At 67.1% G+C, this 24,829-nt stretch carries 22 protein-coding genes; 6 read left to right on the forward strand and 16 right to left on the reverse strand.

Going from position 1 to position 24,829, the window contains the following annotated elements; genetic code table 11:
* Positions 1–20: 20 nt before the first annotated feature.
* Positions 21–2,816, reverse strand: a complete 2,796-nt coding sequence (locus M2299_RS00890; RefSeq protein WP_280883665.1) for a PAS domain-containing protein — start codon at positions 2,814–2,816, stop codon at positions 21–23.
* A gap of 158 nt (positions 2,817–2,974) precedes the next feature.
* Between M2299_RS00890 and M2299_RS00895 the strand changes: the two genes are divergently transcribed.
* Entirely contained in the window at positions 2,975–3,757 is a 783-nt protein-coding gene (locus tag M2299_RS00895) for a CHAD domain-containing protein (protein WP_280883666.1), read from the forward strand.
* Positions 3,758–3,848: 91 nt separating this feature from the next.
* On the opposite strand, the gene M2299_RS00900 is transcribed toward M2299_RS00895, so the two are convergent.
* The 13 genes from M2299_RS00900 to M2299_RS00960 all read right to left on the reverse strand — a co-directional run bounded on the left by M2299_RS00900 (position 3,849) and on the right by M2299_RS00960 (position 17,550).
* Entirely contained in the window at positions 3,849–4,109 is a 261-nt protein-coding gene (locus M2299_RS00900) for a hypothetical protein (protein WP_025874461.1), read from the reverse strand.
* On the reverse strand, positions 4,106–5,455 hold the full coding sequence (locus M2299_RS00905; RefSeq protein ID WP_280883667.1) for a TFIIB-type zinc ribbon-containing protein: 1,350 nt from the start codon (positions 5,453–5,455) through the stop codon (positions 4,106–4,108). Before M2299_RS00905 ends, M2299_RS00900 begins: the two co-directional genes overlap by 4 nt.
* A gap of 24 nt (positions 5,456–5,479) precedes the next feature.
* Entirely contained in the window at positions 5,480–6,628 is a 1,149-nt protein-coding gene (locus M2299_RS00910; protein ID WP_100436355.1) for an SPFH domain-containing protein, read from the reverse strand.
* Positions 6,629–6,846: 218 nt separating this feature from the next.
* On the reverse strand, positions 6,847–9,285 hold the full coding sequence (locus tag M2299_RS00915; protein ID WP_100436354.1) for an aminotransferase class V-fold PLP-dependent enzyme: 2,439 nt from the start codon (positions 9,283–9,285) through the stop codon (positions 6,847–6,849).
* Positions 9,286–9,486: 201 nt separating this feature from the next.
* Positions 9,487–10,020 carry a lipocalin family protein gene (locus tag M2299_RS00920; RefSeq protein ID WP_032974662.1) on the reverse strand — a complete coding sequence of 178 codons (534 nt, stop codon included), beginning with the start codon at positions 10,018–10,020 and terminating at the stop codon, positions 9,487–9,489.
* Between the two features lie 14 nt (positions 10,021–10,034).
* Entirely contained in the window at positions 10,035–11,111 is a 1,077-nt protein-coding gene (locus M2299_RS00925) for a class I SAM-dependent methyltransferase (protein ID WP_280883668.1), read from the reverse strand.
* Positions 11,112–11,116: 5 nt separating this feature from the next.
* Positions 11,117–11,893, reverse strand: a complete 777-nt coding sequence (locus M2299_RS00930) for a DUF1295 domain-containing protein (RefSeq protein WP_099784220.1) — start codon at positions 11,891–11,893, stop codon at positions 11,117–11,119.
* Positions 11,893–12,435: a DUF2878 domain-containing protein gene (locus M2299_RS00935; protein WP_025874468.1), complete on the reverse strand. Its 543-nt coding sequence runs from the start codon at positions 12,433–12,435 to the stop codon at positions 11,893–11,895. Before M2299_RS00935 ends, M2299_RS00930 begins: the two co-directional genes overlap by 1 nt.
* Before the next feature lies 1 nt (position 12,436).
* Positions 12,437–13,702, reverse strand: a complete 1,266-nt coding sequence (locus M2299_RS00940; RefSeq protein WP_280883669.1) for a cyclopropane-fatty-acyl-phospholipid synthase family protein — start codon at positions 13,700–13,702, stop codon at positions 12,437–12,439.
* Positions 13,699–14,466, reverse strand: coding sequence for a DUF1365 domain-containing protein (locus tag M2299_RS00945; protein WP_280883670.1), 768 nt, complete (start codon positions 14,464–14,466; stop codon positions 13,699–13,701). Before M2299_RS00945 ends, M2299_RS00940 begins: the two co-directional genes overlap by 4 nt.
* A complete protein-coding gene (locus tag M2299_RS00950) occupies positions 14,463–15,740 on the reverse strand; it encodes an FAD-dependent oxidoreductase (RefSeq protein ID WP_280883671.1) in 1,278 nt (425 codons plus the stop codon). Before M2299_RS00950 ends, M2299_RS00945 begins: the two co-directional genes overlap by 4 nt.
* 1 nt (position 15,741) lies before the next feature.
* Complete coding sequence (locus tag M2299_RS00955; protein WP_025874472.1) at positions 15,742–16,698, reverse strand: acyl-CoA desaturase; 957 nt, start codon at positions 16,696–16,698, stop codon at positions 15,742–15,744.
* A gap of 84 nt (positions 16,699–16,782) precedes the next feature.
* Complete coding sequence (locus M2299_RS00960) at positions 16,783–17,550, reverse strand: hypothetical protein (RefSeq protein ID WP_180831107.1); 768 nt, start codon at positions 17,548–17,550, stop codon at positions 16,783–16,785.
* A 144-nt stretch (positions 17,551–17,694) separates the two neighbouring features.
* On the opposite strand from M2299_RS00960, the gene M2299_RS00965 reads away from it, so the two are divergent.
* The 4 genes from M2299_RS00965 to M2299_RS00980 all read left to right on the forward strand — a co-directional run bounded on the left by M2299_RS00965 (position 17,695) and on the right by M2299_RS00980 (position 20,075).
* Positions 17,695–18,318 (forward strand): sigma-70 family RNA polymerase sigma factor, encoded by a 624-nt coding sequence (locus tag M2299_RS00965; RefSeq protein ID WP_223485632.1) that lies wholly within the window; start codon positions 17,695–17,697, stop codon positions 18,316–18,318.
* Positions 18,315–18,989: a ChrR family anti-sigma-E factor gene (locus M2299_RS00970; RefSeq protein ID WP_223485630.1), complete on the forward strand. Its 675-nt coding sequence runs from the start codon at positions 18,315–18,317 to the stop codon at positions 18,987–18,989. The genes M2299_RS00965 and M2299_RS00970 overlap by 4 nt, the downstream gene beginning before the upstream one ends.
* A 19-nt stretch (positions 18,990–19,008) precedes the next feature.
* On the forward strand, positions 19,009–19,692 hold the full coding sequence (locus M2299_RS00975; RefSeq protein ID WP_099784212.1) for an NAD(P)H-binding protein: 684 nt from the start codon (positions 19,009–19,011) through the stop codon (positions 19,690–19,692).
* 71 nt (positions 19,693–19,763) lie between these two features.
* Entirely contained in the window at positions 19,764–20,075 is a 312-nt protein-coding gene (locus M2299_RS00980; protein WP_032974675.1) for a hypothetical protein, read from the forward strand.
* Here the strand turns inward: M2299_RS00980 and M2299_RS00985 are convergent.
* A complete protein-coding gene (locus M2299_RS00985) occupies positions 20,072–20,557 on the reverse strand; it encodes a TspO/MBR family protein (protein ID WP_223485628.1) in 486 nt (161 codons plus the stop codon). The two genes, M2299_RS00980 and M2299_RS00985, sit on opposite strands and share 4 nt — an antisense overlap.
* Before the next feature lie 80 nt (positions 20,558–20,637).
* Positions 20,638–22,833 (reverse strand): hypothetical protein, encoded by a 2,196-nt coding sequence (locus tag M2299_RS00990; RefSeq protein ID WP_032974678.1) that lies wholly within the window; start codon positions 22,831–22,833, stop codon positions 20,638–20,640.
* 120 nt (positions 22,834–22,953) lie between these two features.
* On the opposite strand from M2299_RS00990, the gene M2299_RS00995 reads away from it, so the two are divergent.
* The gene (locus tag M2299_RS00995) at positions 22,954–24,807 is read left to right on the forward strand and encodes an XVIPCD domain-containing protein (protein WP_280883672.1); all 1,854 of its coding nucleotides are present in this window, start codon (positions 22,954–22,956) and stop codon (positions 24,805–24,807) included.
* Positions 24,808–24,829 lie beyond the last annotated feature (22 nt).

Below are 24,829 nucleotides of genomic sequence, written 5' to 3' on the forward strand. Positions count from 1 at the left end.
CGCAACCTGCGTGGTGGCCTTCAGCCATCGCCGGCCAGCGCGATCCTTACCCGCGAGGCCAGTTCGCCGATGGTGAACGGTTTGCCGATCAAGTGAACCTGCGCATCCAGCACGTTGTTGTCGACCAGCGCGTTGCGGCTGTTGCCGGTGGCGAACAGCACCTTCAGCTGCGGATGGCGCGCGCGTGCCTGCTCGGCCAGCTGCCGTCCATTGACCTCGGGCATCACCACGTCGGTAAACAACAGCGCGACCTCTGGATGGGCCTGCAGCAGCGCCAAGGCGCTGGCGGCGCCATCTGCGGCCAGTACCCGATAGCCGAGTTCAGTGAGGGCATCGACCGAGAACGCGCGGACGGCCGCATCATCGTCCACGACGAGAATGTGCTCGCGCCCGCCGTGCAGGGCCGGCGCATCGTCATCCGATGCGGCAGCGGGCATGTCGACGTCGGCCAGCAGCCGCGGCAGGTAGACCTGTACCCGCGTCCCTTTGCCGGGCGCGGAATCGAGTTTCACATGCCCGGCCGATTGCTGGACGAAGCCATACACCTGCGACAGCCCGAGCCCGGTGCCCTGGCCGACCTGCTTGGTGGTGAAGAACGGATCGAACGCGCGCGCCATCACCTCCGGCGTCATCCCGTTGCCGTCGTCGGTCACCGCGATCACGACGTAGTCGCCTGCAGGCACGCCGGCATGCGCCGATGCGGTGTCGAGGTCGACGCGCTGGTTGCGGGTCTCGATCTTCAATCGGCCGCCGGAGGGCATCGCATCACGCGCGTTGACCGCCAGGTTCAGGACCACGTTCTCCAGCTGGTTGGCGTCGGCATGGGTCCACCACAGGCCCGCGCCGAGTGCGGTTTCAAGGATGATGCTGCTGCCGAGGGAATGCACCAGCAGGTCGGTCATGCCGGCCACCAGGCGGTTGGCATCCATCGCCACCGGCTGCAGCGGTTGCTGGCGCGAGAACGCAAGCAGGCGCTGGGTCAGCTGGGCGGCGCGCTGCGCGCCATCAAGGGCCATTTCAATGTACCGGCTGGCGCGCGCGTCGCTGTCGCCGAGGCGCAGCGCCAGCAGGTCGAGCGGCCCGATCACCGTCGCCAGCATGTTGTTGAAGTCGTGGGCGATACCACCGGTCAGCTGGCCGACCGCCTCCATCTTGCGGCTCTGCCGAAGCGCCTCTTCCACCCGCAGGCGCTCGGCGACTTCGGCCCGAACACGTGCCTCCAGCTGCCCGTTCAGCTCCTGCAGGCGCGCGTCGGCGGCCTTCCGCGCGGTGATGTCGATGGCCACGCCCAGCACGCGCACGCACCTGCCGAACTCGAAGATGCCGCGGCCCTTGGCGGCGACCCAGCGGACGATGCCATCCTCCTTGCCGACGGTGCGGTATTCCACGTCATAGGTCTTGCGTTGCTCGGGATCGCAGGCGGCGGCGAACGCGGCCAGGGTTGCCGCGCGGTCGTCCGGGTGCAGTCCGGCACGGAAGTCGTCCATGGTCACCGGCGCACCGGCGGAGATGCCGAACATGGCCTTGGTGCGCGCCGGCCAGATCAGCACGTCCTGCACCATGTCCACGTCCCAGAACCCTTGCTCGCCTGCTTCGGTGGCCAGCCGCAGGCGCTCTTCGCTGTCGGCCAGCGCCGCTTCGGCGGCCTTCCGACCGGAGAGATCCAGCATGGCCCCGATCATCCGCAGCGGGGTGCCATCAGCGTCGCGCAGGACCGTTCCGCGATCCAGCACCGACGCATAACTGCCATCCGCGCGCTGGAAACGGTACTCGTCCGTCCAGCCGCTGCCGTTCCCGTCTATCACGGCGTGGATGCCGTGATCGATGCGTGCGCGGTCATCGGGGTGGATGTGCTGCAGCCACCATTGCGCGGTCGTGTTCTTTTCCGTGTGGCCGAACAGGCTGGCCAGCGCTTCGTTCCAGATCACCTGGCCATCGGCGATGCGCCAATCCCAGATGGCATCGTTGGTGGCCTGTGCGGCCAGCCGGTAGCGTTCTTCGATATCACGACGCTCGGCTTCGGCGGCCTTGCGGTCGGTAATGTCCAGCGACGTACCGACCAGGCCGATCACGGCGCCATCGGCGTCGCGCAGCGGCGATTTGGTCGACAGCCACCAGGCCCGGCGACCATCGGGGAAGCTCACTTCCTCCTCCAGCTGCTCGCTGTTGCCGCTGGACATGATGCGCTCGTCGGTCGCCATCACCGACGCCGCCTGGGCGGGGTCGCCCAACAGCTCGGCATCGGTGCGCCCGATATATTCTCCCGGCGGCAGGCCGATCAGCTCGGTGGTGCCGTGGTTGCCGATCAGCAGCCGGCCTTGCCGGTCCTTGGCATACATCACGCCCGGTGCCGCCTCCACGAACGAGCGCAGCAGCGCCTGCGCCTGGTCGCGCTCGGCCTCGACGCGCAGGCGCTCATCGATGTCGATCAGCACGCCCGGGAAACCCAGCGCGCGGCCCTGGGCATCCAGATCGACCCTGCCGATGCTTTCCAGCCAGTGGTAGCTGCCATCGGTGGCGCGCGCGCGGTACTGGTGGGCAAAGCGCCCGCCCGTCTGCACGGTCTGCTCAATCGCCGCCGACAGCGCGGGCAGGTCATCGGGATGCACGGCGCCCAGTACGTCCTGCAGGTGCAGTTTCCGCTGCGCCATTGCCGGGTCCAGGCCGAAGGCGCGGGCCAGGGCTTCATCGACCGTGAGCTGGTCGGCCTGGACGTCCCAGAACCAGGTGCCGACGATGGCCCCGGCGGCCAGTGCCATGTTGACGCTGTCGGTGGCCCGGCTGTCGCGGGTGGCAAATGAGGGCAGGGACGTCACGTTGATCTCGAGCGGGAGGAGGGGTGCTGCGCCAGCGTGGCGGGGTCAGCACGGGCGAAGGGGCGCAAGTCTAGGCAGCGCCGCGTCACGGCTGCGTGGTGCCGGTGCCCGACGGGGAGCAGGCTACACTGCGGCTCCCATCCCGGCAGGGAACATCGATGTCCGCAGCAGAAGCCGGCGAGGCCTTTCGCCAGAGAGCGCTGCATGAGTGTGCCGCGATCGCTGCGGCGTTGTCGTCGGCATCCGACCCGCACCCGGCCATCCATTCCGCGCGCAAGGCCATCCGCCGATTGCGGTCCCTGTTGGCGCTGCTGGAGCACGCAGCGCTGGACATCGAGGCTGCCGACCTGGGATTGAAGCGCCTGGGTGATGGCCTGTCCCGCCTCCGTGATGCGCATGTGGTGGTCGAGGTCGCCCGGCAACTGCAGGAGCGGGTTGCCGATCCGCGATGGAACGGCGTCATCCGGATGCTGGTCCTGCGTCGTGAGAGGTTGCTGCAGGCGACCCTGCAGCGTGACCCGGGGTTTGCACGCCGCCTGCGTGTCCTGGCAGTGGTGCAGCAGCAGTTGGCGGTCCAACCCTGGCATCAGCTGCGGCGTGGCCCGCTGCGCCAGAATCTTGAGCGCAGCTGGCGCCGCGTGGACAAGGCTGCCGCACGGGCGAAACGCGACGGCGGTGCCGTGGCGGTCCACCGCTGGCGCCGACGCGTGCGCAGGCTGCGCATGCAACTGGATATCGCCTGCGACCTGCAGCTGCACGTGTCGCACAGCAGGTCGCTGCACGCCTCGGGGCATCGTTACAAGGCGCTGCATCGGCTCAGCGACGAGCTTGGCCGGCAGCAGGACCTGCGGCTGCTGCGCAACCTGGTGCGAGCGATGCCTGCCAGTGACGGCAAGCGCTCAGTGATGCAGCAGATCAACGGAGAGGTGGCGCCGGACTGAATCGAGGGGCATCGGGACGTACGGCCACCTGACGTTCCGGTTTGCTTCGAAGGCTGGGATGATCCCAGCCCCCGAAGCGCTGGCGGAGCGTTCAATCGTCTCCGCTGCTCACCCGCGCCACCCGCTTTCGATACTCATACACGTTGTCGCCGCGGATCCGCTTTTCCTGCGTGCCCGAGATCGAATCGACCCGGCGATCCGAGCCGGTCACCGGCTTGGCATCGATCTCGGTCTCGTGCTCGAACGAATGCGATTTGTCGGTATTGCGGTAGAAGCGGTACAGCGCCCAGTACAGCGCAGTTGCGCCGGCCGGGCCTGCGGCCAACAACCAAAGACCACTGTCATCACTCATGTGCTGGCCACCAGGAAGGCAATTGCGAGGGCTTCGATGATCGTACCTGCGGTCAGCGCCGCCAGCAGCATCTTCCACTGCTGCACCGGCACGCTGCCCATGGTTTCACCGGTCCGGCCGTTCACCGCGATGTAGTGCAGCATGCCGCCGTTCTTGCCGGGCTGGTGGTACGAATACAGCCACACCGGCAGGTACATGGCCACCCAGCGGGTGCCGTGCACTTCCAGTTGCTCCTGTTCCCAGCGCACGCCACGGTCGTAACGGCGCACCGTGCCTCCCACCTGCGCGCGGGCGATCGACAGCAGCTGGTCTTCCAGGCGCGGCCGCAGCTTTTCGACGTCCAGGTTGCGCTTTTCCGAAGTGAACCCTGCCAGGTACGAGGCGTTCCACTTCACCGCGTTCTTGGTGTCGAACGGCAGAATCGTGTTGATGATGTTGTTGGTGTTGGCGCGCGTGTCCAGGTTGCCGCGCTCGGCAGAGGATTCCAGCGGCAGGTCGTCCACGGTGAAATCGACCTGGCGTTCCACCTGGTAGATATCCGCGTCGTAGTAGGTCTGCTTGTTCTTCTCGGTGCCACGCGTGTACTCGCGGGTCTTGATCTCACCCTTGCCAGCCACCGCTGCGCTGACATTGCCGTCGACGATCATGTAGGGCAGGTACACGCCCACCACGTTTTCCGGGGTGAACTGCTCCTTGAACGCCTTGAGCGCGAACATCCGGCGCTTGTCGACGAACTGGCGGATGCGCGCGACCGCATCCTCCTTCTTGATATGGAACGGCAGCACGGCGTCGGGCACCGCGCCGTTGGCGATCTGTTCGTTCACGCCGAACACATGCCGGCACCAGTGGCAGCGCGCCGTCATCGTGCTTTCGGTGTTGACCGTGACTTCGGCGCCGCAACCGGTGCACTTGAAGGTCATCAGTGCGGAGGTGTCGGCATCGATATCGCGTGCACCCGATGCGATGACGGTGCCACGCAGCTGGTCGATGGCTTCGCCCAGCCCGAATTCCTCCTCCACCCGCGCGCCATGCCATTGGTGACGGCAGTACAGGCAGACCAGGATGTCGGTGCCCAGCTTGGGCCGTATGTCGGTGGCGCCGCACTTGGGGCAGCGGTTGAGGCCGTCTTTCAGTTCGGCCGCAGCGGTGTCGATGGCGACCGGGTCGGGCGCCTCGACTTCGTTGCGGATGGCCTCAGGCAGCTTGGAAGTATCCAGCGGGAAGCTGCCGGGCAGGGGAGGAACATCCTGCGGCGAACCGGGGCCGTCCAGCACCGCCGCCGGCAGGGGCGGGGGTGCTGAAGCGGAACCGGGCAGCGGCGGAGGCGTGTTTCTGGGATCGGACATGGTGGTTGCGCGTCCTGCGTCTTCTTACAGTCCCAGCGCCTTGGCCTTCAGCGCGTCGTAGTCGGTCTGGGTGATCAGGCCCAGGTCGAGCATTTCCTTGGCCTTCTTCAGCTTGGCCACCGGGTCGTCGGCGGCAGGGGCGGCCGGGGTTGCCGGCTGCTGCAGGTTGCCCGCGCCGAACATGCCCGATGCCATGCCCACGCCGACAAGCCCGGCGGCACCGCCGTTCTCACCGGCGGACTGGATGCCCTGGGCGACGCTGGCCTGCAGGTTGGAATTGCCACGCGAGCCGGACAGCGCATCGGCGCGCTGCACGGTCTTCAGCAGCTCGCGGGTGTTGGCGTCGTACTCGATCGAGACGATGGCGGTCTTGACGATGGCCAGGCCACGATCGGACTTCCACTGGTAGCCCTGTTCGACGGCGGCCGACAGGCTCTGCGCAAAGCCCAGCGAATCCTGCTGCAGCTTGGTGATGCGGTTGCCCTTGCCCGGATCGTTGGTGTACAGGCTGAACGCCGGCGCCAGCGAACCCACCACTTCATTGAACAGCTGGCTGGCAGCAGCATTGTCCAGGTCGGTGAAGTCGAACACCTGGCCCGGCCGCAGGTAGCTGGCCGGAACGAAGTTCTTCACGAACAGGATCGGGTCGACGATCTTCAGCGTGTACGAACCACGGGTGACCGCGCCGACCTGGGTGTTGAGGAAACCGTCGTCCCAGTAGATTTCCGACTGGGTGCCGAAGCGGTTGTCAGGCAGTTCCTTCAGCGAAACAAAGAAGGCGGCCTGCTGCGAGCCCGGCTGGCCGCCGAACTTGAAGCGCTCCCAGCTCTGCTTGATGAAGGTGCTGACCAGGCCGTCGCCGGCGAAGATCGACTGCGAGTTCAGATCGTCCGAGCGCCATTCGTAGCCACCCGGCTCGGCCACGAAGGCAGTGATCGCGCCATCCTGCAACAGCAGCAGGCCGTAGCCCTCGGGCACCACGATCTTCGAACCGTTGCTGATGATGTTGGAGGAGCCGCTGGTGTTCGAACCGCGCCCGGCATTGGTGCCCTGCGGCACCGCCGCGAACAGGGCTGCCGTGGACGGCAGGCCGGTCGGCACGGTGTAGAAGTCCTTCCACTGGTCGGCCAGCACGCCGCCGACTGCACCCTTCACCGCTTGTACCAGACCCATGACCCACTCCCTGTAGTTGCCGGACAGGCACCACGCCTGTCGTGCTCGGCTGACTATAGAGGAGGCAGGCTGCATGCGGCTAGCGGCCGGGTGGACCCCCATTCATCTCGCGTCACAGGCCAGGCTGCGGTTGATCAGGCCTGGCCGATCAGCGGCACCCGTTCCGGAGCCCATCGCCGCAATGCGACAGTCCGGCCTGGGCACGGCCCCGCAGCGATTCAAGCCTGCACAGTGCTGGCAACCCGGGGTTCCGGAGCCGGTGCCGATGATTGCTCCATCACACATTCCAGGCCTGAAGCATCTGTGTCCAGCAGGCAGGTGGCGAACAGCAGGAAGCGATACGCATCGGTGAAATTCGATCCCAGCCCGAACGAAATCCTGACGGCACCGCAATCACCCTTCTCCAGGATCTTCTCGTCGAATGTGGTGCAGTCGAGAATCTTTCCGGTCTTGTCCAGTTCACAGTGTTCGGCGCCTGCGGTCGCGTAGGTCGCCTGCTGGACGGCGCCCAGGTTGCAGAAGCAGCCATTGCGCAGGGTGATGCCGAACCGGTCTGCGGCGCGCTTGATGCGGGCGTGCGGCAGGATGGAGCCATAGCAGTCGAAGAAGTTCAGCATCAGCGTCGCGCCCCGCTGCGCAGCGGGCGGGCCATAGATCTGGCACAGCGGCAACGCGCCGCCGATGTGGTGGCGAAGCGATGACAGCTGCGCCTGCAGCCACTCGGCCAACGCACGCGAGCGCAACGCGACCGCTTCCACTCCGCCCAGCGCAGCCACGAATGCAAAGCCTCTGGCGATGGCCGGGAAGGCGGCGTAGTTGGGCGTGCCGACTTCGAATCGCTGCCCCGCATCGCGGTACAGCAGGCGATCGGTGGGTGACCATGGCCCGGAGTAGTAGCACACGCCACCACCGGCAAACGACGGCGGTTTCAGCAGGTCGAGTGCGGCCCGCCTGGCGAGCAGGCAACCTGCGCCGGTGGGGTAACCGAAGATCTTGTAGAACGATGCCACCACGAAATCGGGGTGATGACGGCCGCAGTCAAGCCGGTATTGCGGCACCAGGGCCGCCGCGTCACACAGCACCGTCGCGCCATGCGCCTGGGCCCGCTCGATCCAGGCCAGATCGTGCCGGGCGCCGGTCGCATTGGATTGCGCGGGAAAGGCGAGCAGATGCGGGGCGCCGGGCTGCAGCCGCTGCAACGCGCGCCACATCAGCCCTTCATGCAACAGCAGCTCGTCATCCAGCGGAATGTACTTCACCTGTGCGCCCTTCGCCGTGGCGTACTCGCGCAAGCCGTGTACCGAGGTGTGATTGTCCTTGGTCAGCAGTGCCTGCGACCCGGCCTGGAACGGGAATGACTCGGCCACCAAACGGATTGCGCTGCTGGCATTGGCGGTGAACAGTATTTCGTACTCCTCCGGCGTGGTTCCGAAGAAGGCGTGGATCTGCTCGCACGCCCCATGAAGTGCGTCCTGGGATGCTTTCGATCCGCTGTGCGGATTGCCGAGAATCGTCCGCTTGAGTGCCTGGTAATCCTGCTCAAGCAGGCTGTCGGGTGGCAATGCTCCGCCCACGTGATCCAGATAGGTCACCTGTTGCTCATCCAGCCGCGCATATTCCTGCTGGCGCATGGCCTCGACCTGATCATGGGGATAATCGGGGTGGTCGGCGAGGAACTGTGCACGAGCGCTTTCGAAGCCGCGCATCGCGCGCGCATCCTGCTGCAGCGGCAGGTGGAACGCCAGCAGGGGTGAGAAATCCGGCGCCCGGAGGGCGGCCTGCGCTGGAGTGTGTGCAGCATCGACACAGCCGCGCAACAACCAGGCTTCCACCTGGTAACGCCGGTCTGGCACTGCTGCATGGACGGCGTCCAGCATCGCGTCCAGATAGCGCTCCCTGCTGGGGGCGTCGCACTGGTTGAACTCCTCCAGAAGGATGCAGGCGTTGAACAGGAACTCGCGCACATCGGCGTCGCCCATGGCAAACGCGAGGGGCCGCAGTTCAGCCATCTCGCCCTCGCGCGGGGAAAGTCCTTCGACCGCGAACGCGCGAGTGATGGGCGACGGGTCGGTCAGGCTCAGGGCCGCGTCCATCAGCCGGGAGGGCATGCCGAAGTGCTGCCGTGACTGCTCGCGGGCCAGCTCGAACAGTTGGTTGTAGTGGAATGCCGTGGCGTAGATCCGTCCGCCAGGGCGGAGCACGCGCCTGAACTCGCGGGCGACGCGCGCCTTGTCCGGCGGGAACATCAGGCCGAACCCGCAGACGATGACGTCGAAGCTGGCGTCGGCGAAGGGCAGCTCCGCCATGTCCACATCGGCAAGGAGGGGCACGTTGCGCTGCACCTCATCGCTCAGCACGCTGCGTGCCACGTTCACGGCGATCGCTGAGAGATCGGTGGCGACCAACCGTAGGCCCAGCGGCCTGCTCAGGTGCTGGTAAAGGTTCGCGGTGATGACCCCGGTGCCGCAGGCGACCTCCAGGACGTCGGACGCGTTGAAACCGGCCCGGATGTCGCCAGCGATCTCCTCGGCCAGCAGCTTTCCGTAGGGACCGAAAATGCGCTGGCTCAGTACGCGCTCATAGAACTCCATGAACGTGCTGAGAGACCATTTCCGTTCGGATACAACCTTGCACTGATGCGGCGAGACATCCTGCATGGCACGCTCCCTGTGGCCGGAGGCCGGTGAATCTTCGCCGCCTTTATTGCATGGGAGTAAATGTCTTTAAGTGATATTAATCACATAAAGCGGGATTGATAATCCGTGAAAGGCCGGGCAGCCCTATATTCCCCCATTCATGGGGCAACGGCCGATTCGGCGCTTGCATCATTCTGTTCTGCAGCATCGCTTCGCGCAGGCTCAGCGCACCGACTGCGGCACCCGGCGCAGCTTGCCGGTGTCGTATCCCATTGCCTGGATGCGGGCGACCGCCTGCTGGTAGTCCGCCTCGCTCACCTGCGGCGTGCGCGCCATGTACCACACGTAGTCACGCTTGCTGCGGGCCACGATGGTCTGGGTGTAGCCCTCATCCAGCCAGGCAATCAGGTATTCGGCCTGGATGGGCCAGATGAACTGCATGCCCCAGACCGCACCATTGCCGTGTTTTTCCACACGGCCCACCGGGTGCATCGACTTCTGTGGCGACTGGAAGCTGCCCTTGCGATAGGTGAAAGTGGTCTGGATGCGGCCATCGGCCTGCAGCGCGTAGCTTTCCACCGCGTCGAAGGCCTCGCGCTCGGGTCGGGACGGAATATGGGCGATGACGTACCAGTCGCCCATGAAGCGCGGCACGTCCACCTTCGGAGGCAGCGGGATGGGGCGGGTGTCGTGGCTGCTGCAGCCTGCGCCGAACAGGGCAACGGCCAGCAGCGGGAACAGCGATGCGATACGCATGAGGGCGGTCTCCTTCAACGCGGGCGGAACAGGTAGTGGGCGACCAGCCATTGCTGGCCGTCGTCGTAGCCGAACAGTTCGGCGCAGGCCATCCAGAACATGCGCCAGCGCTGCCACCAGATGCGTGCCGCCACTTCGTCGCCATAGGTCTGTGCCAGCACCGGCAGCAGCTGCTCACGGGCGGCATCCTGGTTGGCCAGCCAATGGTTGGCCGTGCGCTGGTAGTGCGTGCCGTCCAGCAGCCAGCGCTGGTCCAGCACCAGGTCGCGCTGGAAGTGCAGCAGCGTGTCCGCTGCCGGCATCAGGCCGCCGGTGAAGAAATGCCGGCCCATCCAGTTGTCATCGCCCTCGGTCTCGAACGGATACATCAACGTGCGATGGGCGAAAATGTGCACGAACAGCGCACCGTCCGGCTTCAGCCAGCGGGCAATGCGGCCCAGCAGGCGGTCGTAGTTGCGGACATGCTCGAACATCTCCACCGACACGCAGCGATCAAATGCAGCGGCAGGCAGGTCCAGCTGGTTGACGTCCCGGGTGAGTACCTCGACGTTGCCGAACCCGCGCGCCTCGCACTGCGCCAGGATATGGCTGCGCTGGCTGTGCGAGTTGGACACCGCGGTGATGCGCGCGTTCGGGTAGCGCTCGGCCATCCACAGCGTCAGCGAGCCCCAGCCGCAGCCCAGCTCAAGAATGTCCTGGCCGTCGGCCAATCCGGCGCGCTGCCCGTACAGTTCCAGCATCGCATCCTCGGCCTGGTCCAGCGTCTCGCGGCCGGTGCGGTAGTAGCAGCTGCTGTACTTCAGGCGATGCCCCAGGCAGCCCTGGAAGAAGGCGGCAGGCACCTCGTAATGCTGGCGGTTGGCCGCATCCACGTGCAGTGCCAGTGGGCTGCCAGCGAGCTCGGCGATACGGCGGCTGAAGCGCTGCGCCTGCTCCTCCATGCTGCCGCTCGACTCCTCGGCCAGGCGTTGCGCACACAGGCGGCGTATGCCCGCGCGCAGCGCCGCATCGGGCAGCCAGCCACGCTCGGCCCAACCGGTAAGGCCGGCTTCCGTATCGGCAACCGGAGCAAGGGACGGGGTGCTGTTCATCGGGATCACTCCTTGGGGCTGCGCGGAAACCAGGGGAAGAACATCGGGGTACTGCGCTGGTAGTCGCGATAGTCATCGCCTCGACTGCGCAGCGCCTGTTTCTCGGTGAAGGGAACGCCACTGAGGTAGCGCAGGAACACGTACATCAGCACCGGCCCGGACCAGGCCAGCCACCACAAGGGTGAGCCGGCTGCCAGCAGTACATAGGTGAACCAGTGCAGCCACTCGAAGAAGTAATTGGGATGGCGCGTGTACCGCCACAGTCCTTGGCGGCAGGTCCGGCCCCTGTTCGCCGGGTCGGCACGAAAGCGTGCCAGCTGACGGTCGGCCAGTGCTTCGCCGCCCACGCTGAGCAGCCACACGACGACCGCCGCTGCGATCCAGCCAGGCATGTCGCTGTGGGGATTGCCGGCCACGGCCGTGAACGGCAGCGCAAACAGCACCACCAATAGCGCCTGCGCCATGAAGAAGCCGAAGATCCTGCCCTGGTGGCCGTGCCAGTGTTCGCGCAGATAGCGGTAGCGACCGTCTTCCTCCTCGCTGCGTACGCGGCGCCACAGATGCAGGGCGAGACGACTTCCCCACAGGCCACCGAGCACGGCCAGTGCGATGCGTGGCTGCAGCGCGCCATCGCCCAGCCATGCAAGCAGCAGCGCGCCTGCCGCCACGCCCTTTGCCCACAGGACATCGACGATGCCGATGTTGCGGTGCCTGCGCTGCCAGGTCCAACCCCAGGCCATGATCAGCACGGCGTACAGCAGTACCCACCACAGAATGCTCATCAGGCTGCTCCGATCAATGGGGTGTCACGATTGCTGGGCGTTCCGCGACGGGCGACGGCGCACAGCAGCGACAGTGCCACGCACCAGCCCAGCGCCAGTGTTGCCACGCCCAGCCAGGCCGGGGCGGTGAAATGTACGGCCTGGAAACCCCGCGCCGCGGACAGATACGCCAGCGGCGCCAGCAGACCCAGGGCCACCGGCAGCATCCAGTGCCGCTGCAGGAACGCCATCGACGCCGTCAGCGTCATCGCAAAGGCCGCCCACAGCGCGAAAATCCACGGTGGCGGCACCCATCCAAGCGGTGCGGCGGCGTACTGCACAGCACCGCTGGCTGCAGCGCTGCCATCCACCAGCCAGGCACACCCCAGCGCGAGCAACAGCAGGCGCAGCTCCAGGCGTGGCCGCGTCGAGGCAAGCAACTGGCTGCCGACATAGAGTGTGGCCGACAGCAGGGCCGGCCATTGCCAGCCGCGGCCGGCTCCGGCAACGGCGCACAGCCATACCAGCTGGTTGCCGATTACGTTGACCCAGGTGCGGCGCATGTCAGCCGGCCCGTTGGCCATGGACGTCCGTTTCGGGACGGTAGCCCGGGCGTGCCAGCAGCAGATGGGACACGCCGATCGAGCGCTCCAGGAAGCCGCCCTCGCAGTAGGCCAGATAGAACTCCCACAGCCTGCAGAAGCGGTCATCGAAACCCTGCGCACGTACCGCCGGCAACTGCGCGAGGAAGCGCTGCCGCCAGGCGCGCAGGGTGAGGGCATAGGAGTGGCCGAAATCCTGCTGGGCGATCAGCTGCAGGTCGCAGGCCCGGGTCTTGGCGGCCAGGATGGCGTTGATCGAGGGGATGAAACTGCCGGGAAACACGAAGCGCTTGATGTAGTCCACGCTGCGACGCGCCTGCTCATAGCGCTGGTCCTCGATGGTGATGGCCTGCAGCAGGGCCACGCCATCGGGCTTCAGCAGCCGCTGCAGGGTGGCCATGTAGGTGTCCAGATACTCGGCACCGATGGCCTCGATCATCTCGATCGACACCAGCTTGTCGAACTGGCCCTGCAGATCACGGTAGTCCTGCATCAGCAGGGTCACGCGCTCCTGCAGGCCCGCCTCGGCCACACGCTGGGCGGCAAGCGCGTGCTGTTCGGCGGAGATGGTGGTGGTGGTCACATGGCAGCCGTAGTGCTGGGCGGCATGCAGGGCGAACCCGCCCCAGCCGGTACCGATCTCGACGACGCGATCACCGGGTTGCAGCTGCAGCTGCTGGCAGATGCGGTCCAGCTTGCGGCGCGAGGCGGTTTCCAGCGAGTCGCCGGCATCGCTGAACACCGCCGAGGAGTACATCAGGTCCGGCGACAGGAACAGCGCGAAGAAGTCATTGCCCAGATCGTAGTGGGCGGCGATGTTGCGGCGACTGCCTTCGCGGCTGTTGCGCCGCAGGCGGTTCCAGCCGCGCAGCAGCCAGCCACCGATCCGCGCCGGCCCGCGTTCCATGCCGTCCAGCAGGTCGCGGTTGCGTACCAGCAGCCGCACCAGGGCCACCAGGTCATCGCAGCGCCAATCGCCGTGGATGTAGCTCTCACCCGCGCCGACGCTGCCCTGCGCGGCCACCTTGCGGTAGAACGCCATATCGCTGATGGTCACCGTGGCCTGCAGTGCGCTGGCACGATCACCGAGGATGACCTCGCCCAAGGGGTCGCGTACCCGCAGCCCGCCTTCGCGCAGCGGCGCCAGTACCGCCAGCAGCCTCCGGCGCAGGAATACGTCCACCGCGCCGGGGCGGGGCAGGGCAACGGAAGGATTCAGCTCGTTCATCGCGGTTTCTCGGCAAGAGCGGGGTGGTCATGCACGGGATTGCGCTTCAGCCACAGGCGCAGTGCCTGCCAGTGGATGGCGGCTACCACCTGCACGGTCATCAACGGGTAGAACGCCAGTACCCGGGCCAGGCCGCGGCCATCAGGCGGGCGTCGCTGCATGGCCTGGGTGGCATCGAACTGCCGGACACCGTCGCGCCAGACCTGCATATGTACGCGCAGGTCCTCGCCGGGCGCGGTGAAGCGCCAGTCGTAGCGGCAATCCATCGGCATGAAGGGGGAAACGTGGAAGGCTTTGTCGAACTGCCAGCGCAGGGCACGCCCCTGCGGCTGTGCGCTTTCAACAGGCAGAACATAGGCGTGCCGTTCCTTCCACGGCGTGTTGGTGATGTCGGCGACGATGCAGTCCAGGGTGCTGCCGTCGGCCCGGTAGCAGTAATAGAAGCTGACCGGATTGAACACGTGGCCACCGAAGCGCAGGTGCGCCAACAGCCGCACCGGGCCGTCCGGGCGCCGCCCCAGCACGGTCGCGGCATGGTCACGCACGGCGTCTGCAAGCGATGTCCTGGGATCGCCGAGATAGTCGCTGCGGCGGAACTCTGCCAGGTTGCGGCGCCCGACCGACCACAGCCAGCGCCCGGCAAATACCTGGTCCAACTCGTCCAGGTCCAGCAGCAGCTGCGCGATGGGGTAGCGGAAGGCATGCGGATGCGGATGGTGCCGGCGGTGCACCACCTGCCCGAAGTAGAGGGCGCTGGCGCTCACGCGGCCACCTCCACCTGCAGGGGAGGCGGCGCGCCGGCATTGCGCAGTTGCAGCGCATCCACTACGCGGCGGGCACTGCGGATTCCATCTTCGTGGAAGCCCCAGCCCCAGTACGCACCCGCAAACCAGGTGTGCCGCCGGCCCTGCAGTTCGGCCCAGCGCCGCTGCGCGTCCACCGCAGCCGGATCATGCACCGGATGCGCGTACTGCAAACGGCGCAGCACCTTGGCCGGATCGATGGCCTCGCTGCGGTTGAGGGTCACCACCAGCGGCGTATCACCGGGCAGCCCCTGCAACAGGTTCATGCAGTAGCTGACCGTGCAGGGTGCGGTGGGGTCGCGCGGTACATGCGCGTTCCACGCCGCCCACGCCTTGCGGTTGGCGGGCAGCAAGGAGGCGTCAGTGTGCAGTACGGCCTCGTTGGGTTGGTAGCGGATCGCGCCGAGCACCGCATGCTCGACAGGATCGGCGTCGGCCAGCAGGGCAAGGGCCTGGTCGCTATGGCAGGCCAGGATCACTTCATCGAAGCCTTCAATGCCGGTTGCGGTGTGTACGCGTGCCCCCCAGAGCATGCGTTCGACCGCGTGTACCGGGCATTCCAGCCGCTCGTGCACCCGCCAGCGCGCACGCAGGGCGTCCACGTAGCGCGCCGAGCCGCCCTTGACCACGCGCCAGGGCGCGCGCCCGGTCATCTGCAGCATCTGGTGATTGGCCATGAACTGCACCAGGTAACGGGCCGGGAAGTCCAGCACCTGCGCGGTCGGCGAGGACCACAGCGCCGAGGCCATCGGCAGCAGATGTTCCTGCACGAACGCCTCGCCATAGCGCTGGCTGTGCAGGTACTGGCCCAGCGTCGGGCCCTGCTCCTCGCCCAGCAGCAGGGGCGCGTCGCGATAGAAGCGCCGCAGGTCGGCCAGCATTCCCCAGAAACGCGGTGAGAGCAGGTTGCGGCGCTGGCAGAACAGGCCATCGAGCGATGTGGCGTTGTACTCCACGCCGCTGCGCTCGCTGTGCATCGAGAAACTCATCGTGGTGGGCTGCGAGTCCACGCCCAGTTCGTCGAACAACGCCGACAGCAGCGGGTAATGGTGCGGATTGAAGACGATGAACCCGGTGTCGACCGCCATCCTGCGGCCGTCCACCGTCACCTCGTGGGTGTGGGTGTGGCCGCCCAGGTAGTCGTTGGCCTCGAACAGGGTGACGTCATGCTCGCCGTCCAGCCACCACGCGCTGGCCAGACCCGCGATGCCGGAACCGATGACCGCGATACGCATGTCAGTGCCTCGCCTTGGCCAGTACCCAGGCCGGGATCGGCTTGAGGCCCTTCACCAGGCCCAGCGCAGCCATTGCGCGCAGGCCATACCAGCTGATGTCGATCTCCCACCAGCGGAAGCCCTGGCGGGCGGTGCCGGGAAAGAAGTGATGGTTGTTGTGCCAGCCTTCGCCGAAGGTCAGCAGCGCCAGCCAGAGGTTGTTGCGGCTGTCATCACGGGTCTCGAAGCGGCGCCGGCCGAATCGGTGCGCCAGCGAATTGATGGTGACCGTGGCGTGGAACAACACCACGGTGGAGATGAAGAAGCCCCAGACCAGCAGCTGCGGGCCGGAGGTATGCAGGCCTGGCGCCACACGCTCGAGCACCGCACCCACGCCATACAGCGCAGCGGCCAGCAACACCGGAACCACGGTGTCGAACCGGTCCAACCAGCGCAGCTCGGGGTAGCGGGCCAGATCGGGAATGCGCTGCAGATCGGTGGCAAAGGCACTACGGGTGAGGAACCAACCCATATGGCTGCGCCAGAACCCGCCCTGGCGCGGGGAATGCGGGTCCTGCGGTTGATCGGCGTGGCGGTGGTGGTGGCGGTGGTGCGCTGCCCACCAGAGCGGGCCACGCTGCACGCTGGCGGCGCCGATGACCGCGAACACGAACTGCACGGTGCGCGATGCCTCGAACGTCCGGTGCGAGAAGTAGCGGTGATAGAACGCGGTGATGGCGAACATCCTGATCGCGTACAGGAACACTGCGACGGCAACCGCTGTCCAGGACACGCCCACCCAGATCACCCCGAGGCAGGCCACGTGCAGCAGCGCGAAGGGTAGGGCGCGCAGCCAGTCGATGCGGTCACCCTGGCTGCCGTCGATCGCCGCTTCGCTTCCGGCATCGGTGTCGAACCAGCGCTGGAAGGTGCGCAACAGGCGCGAACGTCTGCGGAGTGGAGGCGCTGCGGATGCCATGGACGGAAGCCCGAGGGAGTCGATTGCCTACCTCTACGCGTTGCAGTGCAGGTTGGATGCAGTGGATTGCATCAGACTGCATGTTCACCTGGTCGTAACACCACAGCTCGCTACCAGCGGTCGCTGCAGCTCAGTGCGCCAGCGCTGCTCCGGCTGCTCGGTTGCGGGCGCGGCGAAGCGCACGGTCACCTGCGGATAATCGCCACGTGCATCGCGCAGGTTGCTGGTACCACGGAACTCGAGCAGGCGGCGATCAGCATCGGCGTAGACCAGCGACAGACGTGGGGCCACCGCGCCGAACCAGGTATCAAGGCGGACATTCACCGCATGGGCGGAAAGCCCCTGCCAGCGCACCGGGCCCTGGTACTGCACCTGCACGGGGTAGAAGCGTTGCCGGCCGGGCACCAGAAAAGGCAGGCTGACCGGTGCTCCACCCTGCAGCGTCCGCCAGTGGGCCCGCACGGCGGCATCGAAGCCGGCGTCGATCACGGCATCCGGGGGCAGCGGCAGCTGCCTGGTTCGGGAAGGCGTGGACGTGTCCTCCTTCCAGTCGACCCGGACCACGCCGGGGTCGACCCTCACATCGGCCTCTTGGCCGCTGCGGGCGTCCTGCAGCACATAGCCCCGCACCTGCGGCCGGGTGGCGGCGGGCATCTGCTTGCGGGCGAAAGGTTGGCCCGCAGGGCAAAGGTATTCCACCCAGCGTTCGCTGCCATCGCCGGCGCCGCGCTGCCAATGCACTTCGCGGTAGGCAATGACTCCGTTGGCCAGGGTGGCCACGCCCTCCGAACGCAGCAGCGGCGCGGCCGAAGCGGCGCAGGGCATGCAGAGCAGCAACCAGGCAAGACGCATCGGGGCGATCCATGGGAGGCTTGCGGGCCTGTACGCGCGACGGCGCCGGCTGGATGCACGTTGGCACCCATCCCGGGTGCATCCAACAGGCGCCACCGTGCGTAGAGGGAAGGACTCCTCTTCACCCAACGGCAGCCCCCGCCGATGTACCGTCCTCCCGCCAGTCCCTCCCATCCCTTCGACACCGCGCGGATCGTGTCCAGTTCACAGCAGCCCAGCAACGAGCCAACGAACTGGAACGGCGAGATGGATGGCGTCGCCCGGCTGCGCGATCGTGACTGCTTCATGCGCATCTACGACCATTTCATGCCGCGCCTGTGCATTTATCTGCGTGGCCTTGGCGCACCCGCAGCGGTGGCCGAAGAGCTGGCCCAGGAATGCCTGCTGCGCCTGTGGCTGCGCGCGACCGAGTTCGATCCTGCCCAGGGTGCGCTGAGCACCTGGTTGTATCGCATCGGCCGCAACCTGCACATCGACCGCGTGCGTCGCGAACGCAGCTGGATGCAGGTGCAGGAAGCCGTGGAAGACGCCGCTGCCGCCGACGTCGGCGAGCGCAGCAGCGCCGAGCAGTTTGCCGACCATGCCCGCCTGCGCCAGCGCATCAATGAACTGCCGGCCACGCAGGCGCGTCTGGTTCGCATGTCCTACTTCGAGGCCAAGAGCCACAGCGAGATCGCGCAGGCGCTGGGCATGCCGCTGGGTACGGTCAAATCACACCTGCGACGAGCGTTCCTGCAGTTGCAGTCCAAGGTCGGGGGTGCACCATGAATCCGCACCACCACCTGCATGAGTCGACGCTGATGAGCTACGCCGCCGGTGCTCTGCCGGCACCGTTGAGCATCGTCGCCGGCACCCATCTGGAGCAGTGCCCGCACTGCCGCCAGCGGCTGCGCGAAGCGGAGGCCATCGGTGCCGCACTGCTGGAGCAGACCCAGCCGGTGGCGGACGAGGCGCGGCGGGCGGGCCTGCGCGAAGCGATGCTTGCGCAGCTCGTCGAGGCCCAGGCCGACGCGGTGCCAGGCCCGCTGCGGTCGATGCCGCGCGAACGCCCCGAGGCGGATCCGGATCATCTGCCGACGTCGCTGCATCCATACTTCGGCGATTCGCTGGGCCGGCTGAACTGGCGCTGGATGGCGCCGGGAGTGCATTGCATCCGTGCCGAGCAGATGCCGTCGCTGATCATGCTGAAGATCGCGCCGGGCAAATGCCTGCCGATGCACAGCCATGGACGCAGCGAACTGACACAGATCCTGCGGGGTTCCTACAATGATGCGCTGGGTCTGTTCGCGCCCGGCGATGTTGCCGACCTGGACGAGGACGTCGAGCACCAGCCGGTAACGGCGCCGGGCGTACCGTGCATCTGCGTTTCCGCGCTGGATGCGCCGCTGGTATTCAGTGGTTGGCTGGCCCGCCGGATCCAGCGCTTCGTGAAACTCTAGGCTTCCTCAAGGTCAACGCATGTACGAAACACGCCCGCTGCGGATTCTGCTGACCGGCGCGACCGGACTGGTCGGGCAGGGCGTTGCCCGTGCCTGCCTCGCTTCACCGCAGGTGGCGCGCACCGCTGCCCTGGTCCGCGGCAAGGCCCGGCTCGACGCGCGTATCGAGCAGATCGTGCTGGCCGATTTCCAACACGCCCGTGGTGTGGGCCCGCAGCTGGCCGGATTCGATGCATGTTTCTATTGTGCCGGAGCACCGCCGGTCGGCACCGCCGAGGACGAGTATCGGAAGGTGACGCTCGATGCCACCCTTGCCGTGGCTGCAGCATGGGCCGAGGCGAATCCGGACGGCCGGTTCCTGTACGTCTCCGGCGCCCATGCCAATCCCCACAGCCGGATCATGCCCCTGCGCATCAAGGGCGAGACCGAGGCCGCATTGGCGCAGCTCGCGGTGCGCACCGTCATGCTGCGTCCCGCCGGGGTGCGCCCGGTGACGGGCACCGGCACCCGTCATGCGGCGTTGAAGCCGCTGTATCGCTTTGGCGGTCCCCTGATGGCGGCGGCGGGCCGCGTCCTGCCCTCACTGGTGACCAGCAACGAAGCCATCGGCCGCGCGATGATCGTGCTGGCGACGATGCCGGACCCGCCGCCGGTGCTGGAATGCGCGCAGATCAACCGACTGGGGGGCGCTGCTGCAGCCTGATGGGTGCGGTGCACATCTGCTGCACATCGCGCCTACTACAGTCGTCGCTCATCCTTCTGTGACGCATCGACGTGAACCTGCAGCCATCGTCTTCCCTGCTTCGCCCATCGCGCCCAGCGCCTGAAAACGGCCGTTTCGACCTGCTGGATGTCAATGCACTGCAGGATCCCGGCAGCGGCCGCATCGTCCATCTGTATTCGCTGGTGGCGCGCTGCCTGTGCTGCGAGGTCGTATTCAAGGCGCAGGAGGGCGATGGGCTTGTCAGCACGTCTGCCGCGCGTGTACTGCGCTGCCCGACCGGCTGCGGTGAGCAGGCCTTCAGGGGCAGCGCGCTGCGCCAGTGGCGGCCCGCAGCGCAAGGCCCTCAGGCATTGCCCGGCTAAAGCACGGCCGGATTGGCCTGCCACACCGCGTAGCTGAGCGCGCTGGCGAACGTCACCCATGCCAGGTAAGGCAGCAGCAGCCATGCCGCCGCCGGACGCACGCGATGGAAGGCGACGATCGTGGCCACGATCAGCGCCAGCAACAGTGCGATGTCAGCGAACGCCGACGCCCCCTGTTTCCAGCCGAAGAACAGCCAGCTCCACAGCACGTTGAGGGCCAGCTGCAGCAGATAGAGTGCCAGCGCAGGCGCGGCCGCGCGCCATCCGCCCTGGCGCCACACCAGCCACGCCGCCAGTGCCATCAATGCGTACAGCACCGTCCACACCGGACCGAACACGCTGGCCGGCGGTGCCCATGCCGGCAACGCCAGGCTTGTGTAGAAATCCGCTGCCGAGATCGAGGCACGCGCGCCGAGCGCGGCCGCCAGAAAAGTGACGATGGCCCAGCCCAGAAGGCCAACTGCTTGCCTGCGGACATTCATGGTGTCTTTCCTCCTGCACTATCGCGAACTGCGGTAGTGCGTTGTACGTAAAGGCGTCGCGACTGGATGCAGCCTTCAGGTCAGTCCGCAGTGCCACCGTCGCTGGCCGCTGCAGCACCGGGCAGCAACGCAGGCCGACCGTCGAACCATTCCCGCGCACCGGCCAGATGCCATTGGCGGCGCTGCCCATCCAGCTCGATGCCGGCACCCAGCAGGCCCCAGCGAAGGTAGAGGTCGCCCCGCTTGCGCTGGTCCAGCAGATCCAGCCGCGCACGCAGCGAAAGGCGCTCGTTCTCCGCCTGCAGTCCATCCAGTACCAGATGCCCGGCGCGCCAGCGCAGGCGCGTATGTGCATCCACCTGGCCGGAGTCGAGCAGCGACAATGCCCAGCGCGGGTAATCGCTGCGCTCGGCAAACAACGCCAGCAGCGGGCCCGCGTCGCGCATGGCAAGATCCGCGCGTGCGTCCACCTGGAACGGTGACTGCGCATCGATGTCACCGCGGGCGATGGTGACCCGGCCCCACCACGGCTGTGAACGCTGCTGCTCACCCACCTGCACGTTGCGCAGCTCGATCACGCTACCGCCCAGATCGAAGCGGCGCTGGCTGAAATCGCCACGCCGCAGCCTGCCATCAACGCGGGCGTCGCCCTGCAGGCCAAGCCCGGCCACCTGCAGGCGTGCGCGTTGGCTGCGCAGGCGGACACTGCCATTGCCAACCCGGCCCTGGGTATCCAGTTCAACGTCGCCGCTCACCTGGCCAGCGCCTCCCAGCAGCCGCACCTGGCCGTTGCCCAGGTAGCGGTTGTAGGCGGTGAGGTCTGGAATGCTTGCGTCATCGAAGCGCAGCTGCGCGCGCACGCCCTTGCGCAGCTCGCGCAGGCGACCGTCACCGGTGAGTGTCAGTGCCAGGTCGCGCCCATCGAACAGCGTGGCACCCTTGGCGCCGCCTGCACGCGCATTGAACGTGGGAAGCTTCACTGCCAGTACTGCGTGCGTCGGCGTCCCGGCCTGCAGTTGGCCATGGGCGCTGGCCGTTCCCTGCATGTGCACGCCGGCCACTTCGGCCACCGCCCGCGCTGCAGGAATGTCGACGCTGCTGCCAGCGGCCAGCTCGCCGTTCTGCAGGCGCAGGTCGGCGCGCAGCACGCCACCGCCCTGCAGCTGGAACCAGGGTTTCTGCACGAACAGTGCGGGAATCCAGTTGAGCGAGGTGAAGGTCCATTCGCCCTTGACCGTCCCGGAGGTGCGGCCCAGCATCTCGCTGGGTTCGGCGAATGGAATGTGCCGGCCGGTGATGGTCAGATCCGCGTCCAGCGCAGCGCCTGTGCCCTCGCGCTGCGGCAACCGCGCCTGCAGGCGGATATCGCGGGCGGTATCCAGCTGCACTGCCAGCGTTCCGCGGTCGGGGGCGCCAGCTCCCATCTGCAGGGGAACCCGCCAGACCGCATGGCTGCCGGGCTGAAGCGCGCCCTGGTCCAGGGTGATCGCGGCCTGCAGCTGCCCCGGCACGGCGGCGCTGGCAATGGAAGGACGTTGCGTGTCCGTATCCAGGCGCAGGCCCTGGCTGCGCGCCTGCACCTCCAGCACGGCATGCAGCAGCCCCAGCTTTGCCAGCCCGGGTGCCTGATCGCGGTAATGCCGTGGGTAGGAGAACTGCGTCTTCAACTGCATGTCGCCGAGCAGCTGGGTGCCGTCAAGGCTGACGTCGGCATCAGCGAACGCCACCTCCGAGTCCAGCAGTTCCGAGGGACCACCACGCAGTTGCTTCACGAAACCGACCGTGCCGCTGCCCTGGCCAACGATCAGCAGCTTGCCCACGCGGACGCTGCGGATGGTTTCGCTATGAATGGCATCGAACCGCAACGTCCAGCCGCGATCGCCGCGCGGTGGTGAGGGAATGGCCTCCTCCACGCGCGCGATCTCGGCGGCCACCCCGGTCGCGTGCAGCGACGGCACGCGCACCTCGCGCTGGAACAGCGGCAGCAATGCCAAGCGTGCACTGGCGCGGTCCGCGCGCAGCACATACACCGTGTGATTGACGTGGCCGCGCATCTGCACATTCCAGGCGATGACATGCCCCGGCAGCAGCGTGATCGCCGGGCCGGTGGTCATCACGAACTTGTGCGGCTTGCGATTGGTGACCTGATCGAACAGCGGCGTATTGAGGAAAACATTGCCCGCCAACAGGTACAGCAGATACAGGCCCAGCAGGTATGGCAGCAGCTTGCGGCCGTGACGGCGCCATCGCTGCGGGCGGGCGAGGGAGTGGGGCATGGACCCTCGGCGTGGAATGGGATGGCCATCACTATCGTGGATGCGGCTGCGGCGCGATGTGAACGTGCTGCGCACACCGCGTCCTATAATCAGCGCGTCACTGTTCAAGGAGGTCACGGCATGAATGCCCAGACCAGCAAGCAAGGCGCAACCCAGGATGCGCCGCGCGATGCCGCCTCGGCGTCGTTCGATCCGACCTACACCTCGGCCAACAGCGAGGTGCGGGCCGCCGCCGGTGGTTACTCGGTCACGTTGAACGAGGGCGACGGCGCGTTGAAAGTGGGTACCGAGCACAAGCGCGCAGCGTCCAGTCTCGCATCGCAGTTCCAGGGGACGTCGCTGAACATGGCCGGCAGCCCGACGCCCGATGGCGGCAGGGATTACCTGCTCACGATGGAGTCGGTGGTCGGGGCAAGCGCGAAAGGTGCCGGCTTCCAGGACACCAGCAGCACCGGCGTACGCGGGCGCTACAGGGTCAGCCTGCCCAGCGAGGCGGTGGACGTCGATCCCACCCGCATCAACCCGTTCGATCCGCAGACCATTCCCAAGGGGGCCAGCGTCACCCTGGATGGCCAGCAGTTCACCGGCACCGCACTGGAAGGCAGCTTCCGCAACATCGCCATGCAGAGCCAGACGACCGAGGCGAGCGGTGCCAGCTACCGCGTGGATCGCCTGGATGATGGCCGGGTGCGCGTCACCACCGGGCCGAACGAGGCGGTGGAAGCCTTCAACGGCATGGGATTCAGTGCCGGCAGGTTCAGCGCGATTGCCGGTCGGCAGGACGCGCTCGGTCACGCTGCCGTCCGCACTGCCACGTTCGACCTGGATCAAGCCGAAGGCCGCCAGGCCTATGAACAGTTCATCGACAACGGCACCCTGAGCGGCCAGACCCCGGGCGTGCAGGATCTGGCGACGGTCGAGCGGCTGGGCATGAGTTCGCAGACGCGGCTGAAGGTCGGCTATGGCGACACGTACGGCCTGGACCTGGCGGGTGCACGCAACAGCGGCGACGTGGTGCAGGTCAGTCGCGAGGACGGCAGCCGCACCGAACTGCGCAGCGTGCAGTACAACGGCAACCTGCCGGCAACCCGGGTCAGCGCCTACGACGCCGACGGGCAGGAAGACAGGGCGCAGCGCCGCTATGAATTCACCTTCGACCTGCGCGGCCATGCGCAGGGTGAGCAGATTGCCGGAATGGCCAACGCGGCACTGTCCGGCGACCCCAGCGGTGATCGCGGACCGGTGAAGGCCGGTGAGCTCACTACCCTGAGCTTCAGCGAGGCCCAGATGCGCATGCTGATGGAGCGTACCCAGTCGATGGTCGGGGACAACCCGATGCTGGGGCCATCGTGGCAGGTGCTTGCAGAGGACGGCAACGGCAGGCCGCAGCAGGATGTGGACGCCTTCGCCTTGGGGCTGGCGCGCAACCAGGGGCAATCCACCTATGGCATGGCCGAACGCCTGTTCCATATCGCCGCGGCGGGCGGCAAGGATCTGCAGAAGATCGATGCTGCCGTGCAGGGCGAGCACCTGCAGTCGCTCGCGCCGCCCTCACCGCTGCTGCCCCGGCAGGACCCACGGCACACCGTCAGCCCGGACCACGGCATGTGGCTGCAGAGCCAAGGCGCGGTGAGCAGCCTCGACCAGGCGATGGGGCGCCAGCCTGACGAGATGAGCGAACGGCTGGGCATGGCCCTGCTGGTCGCGGCCAAGGCCAAGGGCATGCAGCGGATCGACGAGGCCGTGCTCAGTGACGACGGCAGGTACGCGTTCGCGGTGCAGGGCCAGCCGCACGCCGCCGATCGTCAGATCGCCCGCACCGATACTGCGCAGGCAGTGGCTACGCCGGTCAGCGAGCACGTGCGCGAGCTGCAGCAGGGCCAGTCGCTGGCGGCAAGCTCTGAGCAGGTGAGCCAGCAGCAGGAGCGGGAGCAGATGTCCCAGGAACACGCTGCACGGGCCATGGCGCGTTGAGTCGGGCGGGGCGCCAGCCCAG

The organism is Stenotrophomonas sp. 1278 (genome assembly GCF_029892765.1).
Taxonomy (GTDB): Bacteria; Pseudomonadota; Gammaproteobacteria; order Xanthomonadales; family Xanthomonadaceae; genus Stenotrophomonas; species Stenotrophomonas indicatrix.